This window comes from Bradyrhizobium sp. CCBAU 45384, assembly GCF_028128665.1.
GTDB lineage: Bacteria > Pseudomonadota > Alphaproteobacteria > Rhizobiales > Xanthobacteraceae > Bradyrhizobium > Bradyrhizobium manausense.
Genome location: NZ_LBIZ01000117.1, coordinates 43518 through 58419 on the forward strand (window position 1 = coordinate 43518; position 14902 = coordinate 58419).

Genomic DNA, 14902 nt, shown 5'->3' on the forward strand with positions numbered 1-14902 from the left:
AAAATGGGAGGAAAACAAGATGAAGCTCGGATTAGCTGCTGCATTCCTCGGCGCGACGCTGCTGGCCGGAACGGCCTCGGCCGCGGACAAGAGATGGGACGGCGCGGACGACCTGCCGGTCAATCCGCTCGCCTGTTCGGCTGGCGAAGCCAATGCCGCGCCCGCGGCCAAGCCTTATGATGGTGGCAAGCCGACAAATGCGGCTGACAAGGCCGGCAAACCGATCACACTGGTCGACGTGCCGAAGCTGATCGGCATCGGCTATTTCAATGCGACATCGAAAGGCATGCAGGATGCCGCCAAGGCGCTCGGCAATGTCACGGTGAAGACCGACGGCCCGACCGAGGCCAAGATCGACGAGCAGATCAAGTTCATCGACAATTACATCACCAGCGGCGTCGACGGCATTCTCTTCGCTGCCAACGATCCGGTGGCGATTGCGCCGGTGCTGAAGAAGGCGCTGTCGAAGGGCATCCACGTCGTCGGCTATGACGCCAATTCGACGCCCGATGCACGCGAATGGTTCGTCAATCAGGCCGAATTCAACGGCATCGCCAAGGCGATGATCGATTCGATGGCCAAGGAGGCCGGCGAGGACAAGAGCTTTGCGATCGTCACCTCGACCTTCACAACGCCGAACCAGGCACGCTGGATCGCCGAAATGTGGGCCTATGCGCAAAAGTGCCATCCCAAGCTGACATGGCTGGAAACGGTCGAGGCGCAGGAGGACAACAACCTGTCCTTCAACCAGGCGACGACGCTGATCAACAAGCATGGCGACAAGCTGGCCGGCCTGTTCGGCATGACTTCGGTCGCAACGCCCGCCTCCGCGGAAGCCGTCACCAAGGCCAAGCTCTGCGGCAAGGTCGCGGTGGTCGGTCTCGCCACGCCCAACGCGATGAAGCCGTATGTCAATGCGGACTGCGTCAAGTCGGTCGTGCTGTGGAATCCGGTCGATCTCGGCTATGCCGCGACCTATGTGGTGCGCGCCGTGGTCGACGGCAGCCTGAAGCCGGGCGCGACCTCCGTCGACGCGGGCAAGCTCGGCAAGCTGAACGTGGTCAATGGCAGCGAGATCCTGCTTGGTTCGCCCTTCATTTTCACCAAGCAGAACATCAAGGACTTCGATTTCTGATCTGAACGCCTCGTCCGGCGCCGAGCGCGGTCGGGCGAGGTTGGTTGCCGAGATGCTCCACTCGCCTTGAGTTGACGATGAGCCAGACGGTCGCAGTCCTCGACATCGGCAAGACCAACGTCAAGCTTGCCTTGTTCGACCGCGGCCGGCTGCTCTGGGAAAAGTCGGCGCCCAATCGCATTCGGTCGGGGCCTCCATATCCGCACGAAGACGTCGAGAGCGCATGGAGCTTCTTCCTCGATGCGCTTCGTGAAGCCGCAGGCACACATCAGATCAATGCGATTGTTCCGACCGCGCATGGTGCTGCCGGCGCCTTGATCGGCGAGGGCGAGCTCGCCGCGCCGGTCATGGACTACGAATTCACTGACGTGGATGCGATCGAGGTCGACTATGCCGCCCTGCGCCCGCCCTTTTCGGAGACTCTTTCGCCGAAGCTGCCGGCCGGCCTCAATCTCGGCCGCCAGCTCGCCTACCAGAAATGGCGCTGTTCGGACCTCTTCGTCAAGGCGAGGCATTTCGTCGGCTATCCACAATATTGGGCTTGGCGCCTGAGCGGCGTCGCGGTCTCCGAAGTCACCACCATCGGTGCTCATACGGATCTCTGGGCACCGCGGGAGGGGCAGGTTTCGAGCCTCGTCAGAGCTCTTGGCGTCGACCATCTGCTGCCTCCGATGCGCCGCGCCTTCGAGCCGCTTGGTCCGATTCAGCCTGCCATCGCGGCCGCAACCGGGCTCGCGTCTGACACGCCGGTCTTTTGCGGTATCCACGATTCCAACGCTTCACTTCTGCCCTACCTCGTCTCGCGCCAGGCGCCGTTCACCGTGCTGTCGACCGGAACCTGGGTCATCCTGATGAGCGTGGGTCTTTCGCTCGATCAGCTCGATCCTCGCGACGACACGCTCGCCAATGTCGATGCGCTGGGCCGCCCGATCGCCTGCGGACGCTTCATGGGTGGACGCGAATACGCCATCATCGCGGAGAGCGGCGGCAACGCGGACCTCGACGCGATCGAGCGCGTCATCGCCTCCGGCGCGATGGCCCTGCCCTGCTTCTCGGGCCAGGGCGGACCTTATGCGACGACCGCGGGCGTGGTCCGCGGTGAAGTCGCAGCGCAAGATCGGGCCGCACTTGCGACCCTCTATTGCGCGCTTGTCAGCGATCTGATGCTGACACGCATGGGAGCGGCCATCGGCGACCTCATCATCGAAGGAACTTTCGTTCGCAACCTTCTCTTCTGCCAGACGCTCGGCGCGCTACGCCCGTCGCAGCGTGTCTTTGCGGCGGAGGACGCCTCAGGCACGGCACGCGGCGCGGCAATGCTTGCGCAATGGCCCCCTTCTTACCGGATGGCGGAGCCGGCCCCTGTCGCTCCGATTTCGATATCCGGCCTCGATCGTTATGGTAAGGCCTGGACGGCAATAGTCGACTTGATCGCTCGGTGAGCCAGCGCCGAACCGGTGATCAGCGCGCGCGTCATATCGAAAACGGAACCAACACGCTGATTCGTGCCTTGAAGATCAAGGAGGATCAAACATGGCACGTACAGCATGGAAACGTCCCGGCTCGCCGATCGGCAAGAAGGGACCGCGCAAGGCAAACCCCTCGTACAAGCGTCGCTCGCGTCAGCCGTGGTCGACGGCGGACGTCAGGATGTTGCGGCAGCTCGCGAAGGGCAACACCCCCACGGGCGTCATGAGCATCAAGCTGCAGCGCCCGGTCGCGGCGATCCGCAGCAAGGCGCATCGCGAAGGCATCTCGCTGAAGCCGATCAATCGCTCGCCCTATAACCGGCGGGCGGCCAAGACGCGCACGGCGAAGCGGCGACGCTGACGAGCAGGCCCGGCTTCCCTCGCGAGGCCGGGCCTGGCGTCTCGACGACTGCGTGAGCGTCGGGGAACTCCTCGTCCGTGAAAGAGAGCCGCAGATGATCCATCACGTCTCGGTCGGCACAAATGACGTTGGCCGCGCGAAGGCATTTTACGACCCGCTCATGCGGCTGATCGGCTTTCGCCTCATCAAGGTCTCGCCGACGGCAGTTCACTATGGCGCCTCCGACATCGCCTTCAGCCTCGAAACGCCGATCGACGGCCAGCCGGCATCTGCAGGCAATGGGGTGCACATCGCCTTTCAAGCGCCCGACCGGGACACCGTCAGGCGCTTCCATCAGGTCGCCCTCGCGCAGGGCGGAGGCGACGCAGGCGCACCCGGAATACGGGCGAACTACAACGCGAATTATTTCGGCGCATTCGTCCGTGATCCCGACGGCAACAAGATCGAGGCTGTCACCTATGCCGCCAGGGAGAGCTTCGATTTGTTGGCGACCTCGACAGATGTGCCGAAAACGGGTGCCGCTCCCTAACAAATGATAAGGCAGCGCGATGGCGCAGGTTTTGGTTGGCACGTCCGGCTGGCACTACGAGTCCTGGCGGGGTCCGTTCTTTCCGGACGGCCTGCCGCTGAAGCAGCAGTTGCGTTATTACGCCAGCCAGTTCGCGACCACGGAGCTGAATGGCGTATTCTACCGAACGCCGACACCCGAGGCGGTCGAAGCCTGGCGCGAACAGACCGGCCGTGACTTCGTCTTCGCCTGGAAGGCGTCCAAATTCATCACGCATTGGAAGCGCCTGACCGATCGCTCGCAAAACAGCCTGGAGCTGCTGGAAGACCGCATGTCATTGCTGCGCGGCAAGGCGGGGCCAATTCTCTTTCAACTGCCACCGCAGTTCGAAGCGAACGCCGACAGGCTCGGCTCCTTCTTCAAGCTGTTGTCGCGGAAACGCCGCTACAGCTTCGAATTTCGCCACCCGAGCTGGTATCAGCCCCGCATCCTGCGAATGCTGGCTGACGAAAACATGTCGCTCTGCCTGTCGGACCACCACGATGCGCCCGCACCCTGGAAGCGCACGGCAGATTTCGTCTATGTGCGCGGCCACGGCCCGAGCGGACGCTATCACGGCCACTATACCGGACCGATGCTGGCGCAATGGGCGCGCCGCATCAAATCCTGGAAGCGGCAAGGCTGCGATGTCTACGTCTATTTCGACAATGACCAGAAGAGCGCCGCGCCCGCCGACGCGCAGAAGCTGAAAGCGCTGCTCTAGCGTCAGGGACCACCGGCAACAGAGCCTGCGATCACCATGACAAGCTCGGCAAGGTCGATCTTTCCGTTGACGACCAATTCCTCCGAGGAACCTTCGACCCTCAGCGCTTGCGGCCGGTTGGCCGCCTGACGCTTGAGTTCGCCGACGATGGATTCCTTGAGCTTCTCTTCGAGCATTTGTGCTCTCCCTGCGTCATTTGGGGTTCGGGTCTTCGAGGCCGAAGCCGGGCTCCTGGAGCTGCCCGCTCCGCGCAAGCCGGACAGCATTGCCGAGCGCACGTGCCGCATTCAAAACCTCCTGCTGGAACGCGTGGTCTTCATCCAACTCGTGATGCGAGGTGGCATATTGCTCCATGTAGCCAACATAGCCGTCGAGCTCCCCGAAGCGGCCCGCGGAGATCAGGTGCATGTCGGTCAGCCAATCCGATAGTGTTCGGCGCACGCCCTCGGCACCGACGCTGTCGCCGTGAACGACCAGCCCGAAATGCCGGCCCGCGAGATGGCGCGGGTACGACCAGCCCTTCAGCTCGATGGCCTTGGCTTCGACGGCCTTCTTGCCGTGTGTCGATGTCGGGTCAGGGTTGCCGCCGTCCGCGCAGACCAAGCGATCCATCATCGCCTTGAGGCCGCCCGGCACGTGATACCAGTTCACCGGCGTCACGATCAGGATGCCGTGGGCGGCGACCCAGAGCGGATAGATCTCGTTCATCCAGTCGTCGGTCTGACCCAGCGAATAATTGGGATAGCAGCTGCAGGGCCAGTGGCACAGCGGCATCGCGGTGGAGACGCAGGACTTGCAGGGATGAATGGTCTTGCCGAACTCCGATGTCAGACGGGACAGATCCAGGATGTCGACGGCAAAGCCCATCTCGATAAAGACAGGCTCCGCGAGCTTGACCATGCGCCAGGTCTTTGACATTTCGCCGGGACAGGTATGCTCGCTGCGCGCCGAGCCGTTGATGACGAGGATGCGCGGCACGACGCTGGCGTCGTCGTGTCGGCGCTGCGCCTTCAGGATCGCGTCACGCGTGGCCAGCCAGTCGACGGCGAGATCATAATCGGCATCAGCAAAGCCAGGGCCAGCCTTACGAGTCACCGGCGCCTTGCGCGAATGGCTGTAAGCATCCCAGGCAGCGCCGACGATCGCATCGAGCTCCCGCTCAAGCGAAGCAAAGACAGGATCGACGAACCGGCTCCTGTAACGGCTTTCGAATTCCTCACGCGACAGCTTGACGGGCGGCATCCCCTTGCGAACGTCCGGTTCCGCCATGCTAGCTCCTCGCGAAGATGGGTGTGATGGACCCAACCCGAGAGGCCCCCATGCGGTTCCTACCTTCGCCAATCCACCCCACACTCAGGACTCGCGTTCGCGTTCTCGCGGCGCAGCGCGCCCGAGCTTTGCTCTGCAACGTCCCCCCGATGAAAGAGGGCGCAGGGAAGACCGGGTGTCCGACCGGCACCCGCGGTCCACTGTGCGATAGTCTGCGCTACAAGAGGCTGCACAGCGGCATACAGGTGAAGCCGAAACATCCGGCCTTCCCTGCGCAGTGGTTTGACGGCTTATGTCGTGATCTCCCCGGGGAGCGATGCACTATTGCCCCCGTCGTCTCGCAGATGACTGATGTGCACGTCCGGTTGGACATCGCACATCACCACGAGCCTTGGCGCACAGGCTCCGGGCGCCAGGACCACACGATTTTGCCGTACGCGGACCACACCGGTCGTTTGCGCGATGCCTTCGCTCACGGTTGCCCGCCCTGCAAAGCCCGATCGCGCCGATGTGGCCCACGCCCACCGCCGTCCGGCCCGCGTCGTGACGATCGCGATACGCCCCTCTTCCGTGGGCCGGGTTGCCTCGACATATACGCCGTTTCCGAATTTCGGTAAAGTGGAATATTTTTGACCATAGGCGTTGCCCTACGCCTGGCGTGTTTTGCCTGTCGGGTAACGCAAGGTCTTGTAGCCCGACACATTGAACCAAAGCCGCCCGATGGCGTTAACCCCGGCACCGCCGGGTGACAACCGGACACAACAGGGAACGATGGACGTGGCGCATTTTTCCGGTTTCTGCCCACGACATCAACGCATCGGTACGCGCTGACATCTAACCTGTTCCCGGCGCGTGCAGCCTTCCCGCCGCACGCGCCAACACAGCCCTCCTACTGCTTTGCCGTGCTGGCTCGGCCATCTTGCGATGCTGCCGCGCCAGCATTTCGTTCGGCGTGACATTTGCAACCGTCGTCTGAAGCCTGTTCTTCATGCCGGTGACGATATCGGACTCGCCGCGCAGCGTCGCCTCGAAGCCTGCTCTCGCGACCTCATGTGCGTCGTCCTTCTCCGGTGCCGACCCTGGTATCCATCATGTCGGCGCGGCGGAAGAATTCGGTCTCGCGGCGCAGAGCCTGTCGACGCCTTCCGTCGTGGCGAGATCGGCCTCGACCGCTTCCACGCTGGCACCGCTGTTGCGGAGTTCGGTGGCGGCCTGCTGGATAGCCGGCTCGTTCGCGGCAATGACGAGGTCGAAGCTGTCTTCAGCACAGCATTTGGCGAGTTCCAGGCCGATACCGGTGGAGGCGCCGGTGACGACGGCGAGTTGGTTGGCGGGCATGGGCAGATGTCCCTGAGGTTAAGGTGATGACGCCCAATCGCTCCACCACCTCCGCGTTCCCATCGGCACGCAAGCCAGCCGGTTACAGAATTTGCGCGTCCGATAGCAACCATCGTTCCATCCTGGACTTAGATGCCTCGTAGTTCAGGCGGGGCACGATTCAGGCGGAGCACGGACATGAAGGCGCTGGTTTGGCACGGCAAGGAGGACATCAGGTGCGACACGGTCACCGACCCTGAAATCCAGGATCCGCGCGATGCGATCATCAAGGTCACCAGCTGCGCGATCTGCGGCTCCGATCTCCACCTCTTTCACAACTATATCCCCGGGATGATGCCGGGCGACATCATGGGCCATGAGACCATGGGCGAAGTGGTCGAGGTCGGCTCCGGCGTCGACGGCAAGCTGAAGAAGGGCGATCGCATCGTCGTCCCCTTCACGATCATCTGCGGCGAATGCGAGCAGTGCAAGCGCGGCAATTTCTCGGTGTGCGAGACCACCAATCGCAAGCGCCATCTCGCCGACAAGGCGTTCGGACATGCGACCGCCGGCCTGTTCGGCTACACGCATCTGACCGGCGGTTATCCTGGTGGCCAGGCCGAGTATCTGCGCGTTCCCTTCGCCGACGCCACTCACATCAAGGTTCCCGGCGGCATCCCCGATGAGCAGCTGCTGTTTCTGAGCGATATCTTCCCGACCGGCTGGCAGGCCGCCGTGCAATGCGACATCGTGCCGACCGACACGGTCGCGATCTGGGGCTGCGGGCCCGTCGGCCAGATGGCCATCCGGAGCGCGATGCTGCTCGGCGCCAATCAGGTCATTGCGATCGACTGCCTGCCGGAGCGGCTGAGCATGGCCGAGGCCGCCGGCGCCACTACGATCAATTTCGAGACCGAGAGCGTGCTGGCGCGGCTGAAGGAACTCACCGACGGCAAGGGTCCGGAAAAATGCATCGATTGCGTCGGCATGGAAGCGCATGTGATGGCCTCCCTGCCCGACACCGTGCTCGATCGCGCCAAGCAGATGGTGATGCTGGAGAGCGACCGGCCTCACGTGTTGCGTGAAATGATCTATGTCTGCCGGCCCGGCGGCATCATCTCGGTGCCCGGCGTCTACAGCGGTTTCTCCGACATGCTGCCGATGGGCGCGTTCATGAACAAGGGACTGACGATGCGGACCGGCCAGACCCACGTCAACCGCTGGACCGACGATTTGCTCCGTCGCATCGAGGAGGGCGAGATCGATCCGTCCTTCGTCATCACCCACACCGTGCCGCTCAACCAAGGTCCCGAGATGTATCAGGTGTTCCGAGACAAGCGGGATTCCTGCGTCAAGGTCGTGCTGAAGCCCTGAAGGAGCCATCATGTTTCATTTCTCCAATATCGTGCGCTCCAAGGGTGATCCTGAGATCGTCGAGAGCGGACCCAGCCTGAAGCGGCCGCAAGACCAGCTGGCACGCGCGCTCGGCTGGTTCAGCCTCGGCCTCGGTGTCGTTGAGCTGCTGGCGCCGCGGCGGGTCACGGAAACGCTGGGCATGGAGGGCAGCGAGACCATGGTTCGCGCCTTCGGCGTCCGCGAGATCATAGCTGGGATCATGTCGCTGTCCGTCGAGAAGAATGCCGGCCTCTGGGCCCGCGTCGGCGGCGACGGCCTCGATGCAGCCGCATTGCTCTCCGGCCTGACATCCGACAATCCCAAGAAGGGCAACATCGCGCTGGCGTTGCTGATGGTCGGCGGCATCGCCATGCTCGACTATCGCGCTGCACAGGATACCAAGCCGCGGCGACCGCCGCGCGATGCAAAACGCAAGCTCTATCCCGGCCGCAGCGGCTTCCCGAAAGGAGTGAAGGCGGCGAAGGATCGTGCGAAGGACATGATCCAGCACGCAACGGCCGGTGTCACTTCCTGACGAGCCTGGCACAGGGCGGCGCCTCCGATCGCGCTGGTTCGCCGCGATCGAGCTCGGCCTGATCAGCAGCAGCTTCTCGACCATCGTCAGCCAGCTCTTCGCCGCCCGCATCGGACGCGACGCAGCCGTCGACTGGATGACCGTTGCGGCCATTCCGGCGCGCGACTGGGCGATCAGCGCCGAGCCGAGCTGGAGCGCGATCGTCACCGGCATCGCCTTCCATCAATGGGCCGACTTCTCGTGGGCGGTGGTCTTCTTTGGCGTGCTCGGGCGCTGGACCGCGAACCTGCGACCCCGGACAATCCTGCTGCTGGCCTTGCCCTGGGCGGTGTTCTCTTCGAGCATGGAATGGTTCGTGCTGGTGCCGCTGTTTCCGTTCTGGCAGCCGCTCTTCAGCCTTCAGCAACCCTACTGGATCGGCCTGCTCGTTCATGGCTCTTCGGCCGTGATGTATCCGCTGTTCGCCAGGTTGCGCTGGCGCCGGGGCCAGGCACCGGCGCAGGTCGTCACCTTCACCAATGCATGGGGCGCGGGCGCCGTGTCGGCCATCGTACTATTGGGGACTATCGCCCTGCTCGGCAGCGGTGGCTACGAGATCCCATGGCGGGGACATGACAGGGAGGTGGACCAGACCTATCTCCGACACATGACGACGCATCATGAGCAGGGCGTCGGGCTGGCTCGGTTCGCCGCCGCCCATGCCCGCGATCGGCATCTGCGCAAGCTGGCCATGCTGATGGTCGCGAGCCAGACCGGCGAGATCAGGATTTTCGCGCATTGGTGGCTGAGCTGGTTCGATACGGATATCCCCGATTGCACCGCCGAGGAGCGCGCCGCCATGCCCGGCTTCCTGACGCCGGTCGAGTTGCGGCTGGTCAAGCTTGCTCCGCCTGATCAGTTCGATGCTGTTTTCGTCGAGATGATGAGCCGGCATCACCGCGGAGCGGTGAAGATGGCGGAGCAGATGTGGCACAGCGGTGGCGATCCGCGCCTGCGCGTGATGGCCCATGCCATCCGCCACGAGCAGCAGGGCGAGATCGCGTTGATGCAGGGAATGAGCGGTCTTGACGCGGTCGTCACGGCGACGCGGAACATGCTGGGAGACAATGTCAATTGATCGCGAGGCGTCATCACTCGCGCCAGAGCTCCATCAGTTCCTCGCTGGTCAACAGATCGACCTGGCCGTGAAACCGTGTGCGGTACATCGTCATGAGCGCATCGTGGCCGACATCCGACGAGCTGCACAACGCGTCCTCCACGAGGACGACCCTGAAACCAATGTCGACGGCGCTCAGAACCGTCGACAACACGCAGACATCGGTCTCCGCGCCGGTGATGACGACGGTCCCGACGCCCTTTTCGACCAGCAGACTTGCCAGGGCCGGATTGCTGAAGGCGGAATAGGCCGGTTTGTCGATGATGCGAACCGGAGGAACGTAGCGGGCCAACGCCGGCACGAGGTCGAGAGCGGATGACGGAAGGTGGTTTCGCGTTGCCTGGTGCCAGCGCCGAAAATAATTCTGCCACTGCCCTGGACGATCCTCCGGCACCTTCGGCGTGATGAAGCGTGTAAAGATGGTGCGGGCCTGGTAGCGCGACACGATCGAGACGATCGTCGGCAGAACCCGCTCCATCCAGGGCGTTGCCCACAGGCCGCCCGGGGCGAAGATATTCTGCATGTCGATGCAGAGATGGGCTGCATCCCTGACTTCGGCGACCTCCGATTGGCTGTCTCGCATCGTCCTCCACCGTCGGCATCCCGCGACATTCTGGCCGGCGTTTCGCGCATCCGTACTAGGAACCTGCCCGGGCGCGAGGCGTTCCAAAGCCACATTGTAAAAGGAGACATCGGATATGGGCCTCTTTACCAAGGACATTAAGTCGATGGAGGATCTGCTGATGCACGGCCTCCAGGACATCTATTATGCCGAGCAACAGATTCTGAAAGCGCTTCCCAAGATGATCGACAAGGCCACCAACCGCGACCTCGTTGCGGGGCTGAAGGCGCATCTGGAGGAGACCAACAAGCAGGTCGAGCGGCTCGACAAGGTCTTTGCCAAGCTCGGCAAGCAGCCGAGCGGCACCGACTGCCCGGCCATCGACGGCCTCATCAAGGAAGCCGACGAGACCGCCGGCGAGATCGAGGACAAGGCGGTTCTCGATGCGGCGATCGTCGCCAACGCGCAGGCCGTCGAACATTACGAAATGTGCCGATACGGCACGCTGATCGCCTGGGCGGAAGAGCTCGGCCACGACGAGATCGTGCGCTTCCTGACCACCAATTTGAACGAGGAAAAGGCCGCAAACACCAAGCTCAATACGGTGGCGCTGCGCAAGGGCGTGAACGCGAAGGCATCGAGTGCCGCTTGATAGCCCGCGCCAGACCAGGTGCCGTAAGACTGGTTGCGTGGCGGGCGATCTCCCTCGGCGTTGCGATCGCGACCACCTGCCCTCCACCAGTCGTCGCGCTGAACGATCGGCTTCTCGACGTCGGCCGGTGCAGGCCAGCGTTCGGCTCATCGAGCGGAATGCATGACTGGAAGCGATGTCACAGCTCTTCGAGGCGCCGCCAGCCGTGCAGAACGCGCCGCTCCTGCGAGGTGAATGCGAAGAAGCAGCCGCCTCCGGCGAGCTGGTCGTGGACGCGATCAATCGCCAAACCGGCGTAATGGCAATACAAGAGAGTGCCGACGCCACCATGGCCGACAAAGAGCACGTCGCCGGGCGTGCCGCGGGCCAGCACATGCTCGACCTCGCCGACAATGCGCAGCTGGGCGTCAACCGCGCGTTCCCAGCCCCGAATGCTGACGTGGGGTTGCCCGAAGAACTGATTGGCCGTCGCCTCGAACTCGTCGGGGACGAGGAAGCCCGTGGCCGATCGGTCGTTCTCGTGCATCGCCTCGCGCACCTCCACGCCGATACCCAGCTTTGCAGCGATGATCTCAGCGGTCTCGATCGCCTTCCGCTCTCCGCTGGAGATGACCTCCCTGGTTCCCGACAGCTGCCCCGTGGCCGTCACGGTTTCCGTACGCGCTCTGCCAATCTGGCTCAGGCCCCATTCCGGAACCGGAATTGACGGATCGATCGTCACCTGAGGATGGGTCAAATAGCGGACGACATTCGTCATGGCTGAACGATCGCCTTACTTGCTTGCAGTCGGCATCGCATCGCCTCCAAAGTGCCTACGTCGCAACACGCAGGCCAGAAGCATCGAAGACGTGAACATCGGGACCCGCGGCAACGAGTGTCACCGTCTCGCCCGGCGCCGGCGTCTGCCGACCGCGGACCTCCGCAACGAACATCCTGCCGTCGGCGCGGCGCAGATAGGCGAAGGAGGCCTCGCCAAGCCGCTCGACCAGTTCGACGACGCCTTCGGCGACGAAAGCACCGGCCTCGCCCCGGACAAGATGCTCCGGGCGGACGCCGACCGTCAGCCTGTCGCCGACCTTCAGCGATGCCGCAGGAATGTCGAGGTCGCGAAACGCGGCACCCGTCACGCGCGCGCGTCCGCCCTCGATGCCCTTGACCTCAACCTCGAAGAAGTTCATCGCAGGCGAGCCGATGAAGCCGGCAACGAACAGATTGGCGGGTTCATAATAGAGGTCGAGTGGTTTGCCGACCTGCTCGATGCAACCCTTGTTCATCACGACGATGCGGTCGGCAAGCGTCATCGCCTCGACCTGATCGTGCGTGACATAGACGATCGTCGATTTCAGCAGCCTGTGCAAATTCGCGATCTCGACACGGGTGGAGACACGCAGGGCTGCGTCGAGATTGGAGAGCGGCTCGTCGAACAGGAAAACAGCGGGCTCGCGCACGATCGCACGGCCGATCGCGACACGCTGACGCTGACCTCCGGACAGATCGCGCGGATAGCGCTCGAGCAGCTCCTCGAGCCGCAGCATGCGCGCCGCCTCTGCGACGCGCCGCTCGCGTTCGGACGGCGGAACGCCGGTGAACTTCAAGCCGAACGTCATGTTCTTGCGCACATTCATGTGCGGATAGAGTGCGTAGGACTGGAACACCATCGCGATGCCGCGCTCGGCGGGAGCGAGCGTGTTGACGAGCTTGCCGGCGATATGGATGTCGCCGCCCGATGCACCATCGAGCCCGGCAATCATCCGCAGCAGCGTCGACTTGCCGCAACCTGAAGGACCGACGAGAACGACGAATTCGCCGTCCTCGATGCTCAAATTGACGTCGTTGAGCACCGTCGTCGCGCCATAACGCTTGTTGAGTTGCTCGATGCGCAGATTGGCCATTCTGACAACCTATTTGACTGCGCCGGAGGTGAGGCCCGCGATGAGTTGGCGCGAGAGGATGACGTAGATGATGACGACAGGCAGGATCGCCATCGACAGTGCGGCGAGCACGGAATTCCAGTCGGTGATGTACTGGCCGAGAAACTGCTGCACGCCGAGCGTCACCGTATGGGTCGAATCGCTCGAGGTCAGAATCAACGGAAACCACAGGTCGTTCCAGATCGGCACGATGGTGAAGACAGCGACCGTGGCGATGGCCGGCCGCAGCAGCGGGGCGACCACCTCGAAGAAGATGCGGGTTTCCGGCACGCCGTCGCAGCGCGCCGCATCGCGCAAATCCTTCGGGATCTGCTGGATGAACTCGCTCAAGATGAAGATCGACATCGGCAGGCCCTGCGCGACATAGACCAGGACCAGAGCCGTCAGCGTGTCGTTGAGCCCGGCGGACCGCATCATGTTCAGGATTGCGACGGAGCCGAGCCGGATCGGCACCATGATGCCGATCGACAGGAACAGCGCCAGCGCCGTCGAACCACGGAAGCGATACTCGGTCAGCGCCCAGGCCGCCATGGCCCCGAACAGCAGGACCAGCGCCATGCTGACGAGAGTGACGATCAGCGAATTCGAATAGTACAGGAGAATATGGGAGGAGCGGAACACCTTCTCATAGCCGATCAGGCTGAAGGTTGATGCGTCCGGCGGCGCCAGCGGGCTGCCGAAGATGGCGCTGCGCACCTTGAACGAATTCATCACGACAAGCAGGATCGGACCCACGGCCAGGAGGCTGTAGGCAATCAGGACCAGATGGACACCGATGCTCCTTGCGCGCTGATCCGTCGTCATGCCTCCCCCTCAGAAAGCGTAACGGCGGATGCGCCGCTGCACGAGGAAGAGATAGAGGCAGAGACCGAGAAGGATGATGAAGAACATCACGGTCGCAACCGCGGCGCCCATCGTCGGATTGCCGAGCTGGAGCTGATTGCCGAAGAAAGTGCGGTAGAAAAACGTGCCGAGGATGTCGGTGGCGAAATTCGGTCCCGCAAGCGCGCCCTTGACCGAGTAGATCAGATCGAAGGCGTTGAAATTGGCGACGAAGGTCAGGACCGAGACCAGGCTGATCGTCGGCAGCACCAGCGGCAGCTTGATGTGAAAGAAGATTCGGAACTGTCCAAGCCCGTCGACGCGTGCCGCGTCGATCAACTCTTCGGGGATGTTGAGCAGCGCGGCGTAGATCAACATCATCGGGATGCCGACGAACTGCCAGACTGAAATCAGCGACAGGGTGACGAGCGCGCTCGATTCGAGCCCCAGCCAGGGAGCAAAGAGCGAGCCCAGTCCGACCGCCTTCAGGGCGCCGGAGGCGACGCCCCAGAGCGGCGAAAGGATCAAATTCCAGGAGAAGCCGACAATGACGACCGACAGCATCGTCGGGAGAAACATCACGGTGCGATAAAAGCCCTTGAGTCTCACACCCGGCAGGCTGAGCAATCCCGCGAGCGCAATACCGACCGGATTCTGCACGCACATATGCACGATGAAGAAGATCAGGTTGTTGCCGAGCGCATTCCAGAATGGCTTCGACCAGAGCGCATCGCCGAGCAGCGTTCGGAAGTTGGCGAGGCCGACGAAAGACCGGGATCCGGACGGATCGCTGGTGTAGGTGGAGAGCGCCATCGTCGCGACGAGCGGATAGATCGAAAACAGGGTATAAATCACGACCGCAGGCCCGAGAAAGAACAACAGAAGGCCCGCGAGCTTTGCGCGAGGCATCTGGGCCGTGACGTGCGAGACCGGTTCAGCCATGACGGTAAATGAACAAACCTACCATGCGTTATCGCGCTGTGTGCTCGTGCCTTCTCCTGGCAGAGCGTGCAGCAACTATCGACCA

Annotated in this window: 16 protein-coding genes and 1 pseudogene; 9 read left to right on the top strand and 8 right to left on the bottom strand. The window is 63.0% G+C overall.

All coding sequences use genetic code 11. The features are described 5' to 3' along the window. Nucleotides 1-19: 19 nt before the first annotated feature. From XH80_RS31700 to XH80_RS31720, 5 genes are all read left to right on the top strand, one after another. Nucleotides 20-1135 (top strand): autoinducer 2 ABC transporter substrate-binding protein, encoded by a 1116-nt coding sequence (locus tag XH80_RS31700; protein ID WP_271601998.1) that lies wholly within the window; start codon nucleotides 20-22, stop codon nucleotides 1133-1135. Nucleotides 1136-1212: 77 nt separating this feature from the next. Continuing rightward, entirely contained in the window at nucleotides 1213-2577 is a 1365-nt protein-coding gene (locus tag XH80_RS31705) for an FGGY-family carbohydrate kinase (RefSeq protein WP_271601999.1), read from the top strand. Between the two features lie 91 nt (nucleotides 2578-2668). Further along, complete coding sequence (locus XH80_RS31710; RefSeq protein ID WP_057758609.1) at nucleotides 2669-2965, top strand: hypothetical protein; 297 nt, start codon at nucleotides 2669-2671, stop codon at nucleotides 2963-2965. Between the two features lie 94 nt (nucleotides 2966-3059). Continuing rightward, nucleotides 3060-3494 (top strand): VOC family protein, encoded by a 435-nt coding sequence (locus tag XH80_RS31715; RefSeq protein ID WP_271602000.1) that lies wholly within the window; start codon nucleotides 3060-3062, stop codon nucleotides 3492-3494. Nucleotides 3495-3513: 19 nt separating this feature from the next. Further along, nucleotides 3514-4236 carry a DUF72 domain-containing protein gene (locus XH80_RS31720; RefSeq protein WP_271602001.1) on the top strand — a complete coding sequence of 241 codons (723 nt, stop codon included), beginning with the start codon at nucleotides 3514-3516 and terminating at the stop codon, nucleotides 4234-4236. A 2-nt stretch (nucleotides 4237-4238) separates the two neighbouring features. Here XH80_RS31720 and XH80_RS31725 read toward each other — a convergent pair whose 3' ends face one another. The 3 genes and pseudogenes from XH80_RS31725 to XH80_RS31735 all read right to left on the bottom strand — a co-directional run bounded on the left by XH80_RS31725 (nucleotide 4239) and on the right by XH80_RS31735 (nucleotide 6843). Further along, nucleotides 4239-4412, bottom strand: a complete 174-nt coding sequence (locus XH80_RS31725; protein WP_271602002.1) for a hypothetical protein — start codon at nucleotides 4410-4412, stop codon at nucleotides 4239-4241. Between the two features lie 16 nt (nucleotides 4413-4428). Continuing rightward, on the bottom strand, nucleotides 4429-5505 hold the full coding sequence (locus XH80_RS31730; RefSeq protein WP_271602003.1) for a flavodoxin family protein: 1077 nt from the start codon (nucleotides 5503-5505) through the stop codon (nucleotides 4429-4431). An 834-nt stretch (nucleotides 5506-6339) separates the two neighbouring features. Then, nucleotides 6340-6843, bottom strand: a pseudogene (locus XH80_RS31735) (SDR family NAD(P)-dependent oxidoreductase). Between the two features lie 177 nt (nucleotides 6844-7020). Here XH80_RS31735 and XH80_RS31740 point away from each other — a divergent pair. Genes XH80_RS31740 through XH80_RS31750 form a run of 3 tightly spaced genes read left to right on the top strand, consistent with a single transcriptional unit; the run spans nucleotide 7021 to nucleotide 9869 of the window. Beyond that, entirely contained in the window at nucleotides 7021-8196 is a 1176-nt protein-coding gene (locus XH80_RS31740) for a zinc-dependent alcohol dehydrogenase (RefSeq protein WP_271602004.1), read from the top strand. 10 nt (nucleotides 8197-8206) lie between these two features. Next, complete coding sequence (locus XH80_RS31745) at nucleotides 8207-8752, top strand: hypothetical protein (RefSeq protein WP_271602005.1); 546 nt, start codon at nucleotides 8207-8209, stop codon at nucleotides 8750-8752. Next, nucleotides 8739-9869, top strand: a complete 1131-nt coding sequence (locus XH80_RS31750; RefSeq protein WP_271602006.1) for a DUF305 domain-containing protein — start codon at nucleotides 8739-8741, stop codon at nucleotides 9867-9869. Before XH80_RS31745 ends, XH80_RS31750 begins: the two co-directional genes overlap by 14 nt. Nucleotides 9870-9882: 13 nt before the next feature. Here the strand turns inward: XH80_RS31750 and XH80_RS31755 are convergent, their stop codons facing one another. Further along, on the bottom strand, nucleotides 9883-10491 hold the full coding sequence (locus XH80_RS31755; protein ID WP_271602007.1) for a cysteine hydrolase family protein: 609 nt from the start codon (nucleotides 10489-10491) through the stop codon (nucleotides 9883-9885). Between the two features lie 115 nt (nucleotides 10492-10606). On the opposite strand from XH80_RS31755, the gene XH80_RS31760 reads away from it, so the two are divergent. Then, nucleotides 10607-11122, top strand: a complete 516-nt coding sequence (locus tag XH80_RS31760; RefSeq protein WP_057758622.1) for a YciE/YciF ferroxidase family protein — start codon at nucleotides 10607-10609, stop codon at nucleotides 11120-11122. 178 nt (nucleotides 11123-11300) lie between these two features. On the opposite strand, the gene XH80_RS31765 is transcribed toward XH80_RS31760, so the two are convergent. From XH80_RS31765 to XH80_RS31780, 4 genes are read right to left on the bottom strand one after another with little or no spacing between them, the layout of a single operon-like run. Then, nucleotides 11301-11879: a histidine phosphatase family protein gene (locus XH80_RS31765; RefSeq protein ID WP_271602008.1), complete on the bottom strand. Its 579-nt coding sequence runs from the start codon at nucleotides 11877-11879 to the stop codon at nucleotides 11301-11303. Nucleotides 11880-11934: 55 nt separating this feature from the next. Beyond that, nucleotides 11935-13014 (bottom strand): ABC transporter ATP-binding protein, encoded by a 1080-nt coding sequence (locus XH80_RS31770; RefSeq protein ID WP_271602009.1) that lies wholly within the window; start codon nucleotides 13012-13014, stop codon nucleotides 11935-11937. Between the two features lie 9 nt (nucleotides 13015-13023). After that, a complete protein-coding gene (locus XH80_RS31775; protein WP_057758627.1) occupies nucleotides 13024-13857 on the bottom strand; it encodes a carbohydrate ABC transporter permease in 834 nt (277 codons plus the stop codon). Nucleotides 13858-13866: 9 nt separating this feature from the next. Continuing rightward, a complete protein-coding gene (locus tag XH80_RS31780; RefSeq protein ID WP_057758629.1) occupies nucleotides 13867-14817 on the bottom strand; it encodes a carbohydrate ABC transporter permease in 951 nt (316 codons plus the stop codon). Between the last annotated feature and the right edge of the window lie 85 nt (nucleotides 14818-14902).

Coding starts and splice junctions, on each gene's coding strand:
- XH80_RS31715 (WP_271602000.1), top strand. CDS start 3,060: ATGATCCATCACGTCTCGGTCGGCACAAATGACGTTGGCCGCGCGAAG.
- XH80_RS31765 (WP_271602008.1), bottom strand. CDS start 11,879: ATGACGAATGTCGTCCGCTATTTGACCCATCCTCAGGTGACGATCGAT.
- XH80_RS31760 (WP_057758622.1), top strand. CDS start 10,607: ATGGGCCTCTTTACCAAGGACATTAAGTCGATGGAGGATCTGCTGATG.
- XH80_RS31705 (WP_271601999.1), top strand. CDS start 1,213: ATGAGCCAGACGGTCGCAGTCCTCGACATCGGCAAGACCAACGTCAAG.
- XH80_RS31780 (WP_057758629.1), bottom strand. CDS start 14,817: ATGGCTGAACCGGTCTCGCACGTCACGGCCCAGATGCCTCGCGCAAAG.
- XH80_RS31775 (WP_057758627.1), bottom strand. CDS start 13,857: ATGACGACGGATCAGCGCGCAAGGAGCATCGGTGTCCATCTGGTCCTG.
- XH80_RS31730 (WP_271602003.1), bottom strand. CDS start 5,505: ATGGCGGAACCGGACGTTCGCAAGGGGATGCCGCCCGTCAAGCTGTCG.
- XH80_RS31770 (WP_271602009.1), bottom strand. CDS start 13,014: ATGGCCAATCTGCGCATCGAGCAACTCAACAAGCGTTATGGCGCGACG.
- XH80_RS31745 (WP_271602005.1), top strand. CDS start 8,207: ATGTTTCATTTCTCCAATATCGTGCGCTCCAAGGGTGATCCTGAGATC.
- XH80_RS31720 (WP_271602001.1), top strand. CDS start 3,514: ATGGCGCAGGTTTTGGTTGGCACGTCCGGCTGGCACTACGAGTCCTGG.
- XH80_RS31700 (WP_271601998.1), top strand. CDS start 20: ATGAAGCTCGGATTAGCTGCTGCATTCCTCGGCGCGACGCTGCTGGCC.
- XH80_RS31710 (WP_057758609.1), top strand. CDS start 2,669: ATGGCACGTACAGCATGGAAACGTCCCGGCTCGCCGATCGGCAAGAAG.
- XH80_RS31725 (WP_271602002.1), bottom strand. CDS start 4,412: ATGCTCGAAGAGAAGCTCAAGGAATCCATCGTCGGCGAACTCAAGCGT.
- XH80_RS31740 (WP_271602004.1), top strand. CDS start 7,021: ATGAAGGCGCTGGTTTGGCACGGCAAGGAGGACATCAGGTGCGACACG.
- XH80_RS31755 (WP_271602007.1), bottom strand. CDS start 10,491: ATGCGAGACAGCCAATCGGAGGTCGCCGAAGTCAGGGATGCAGCCCAT.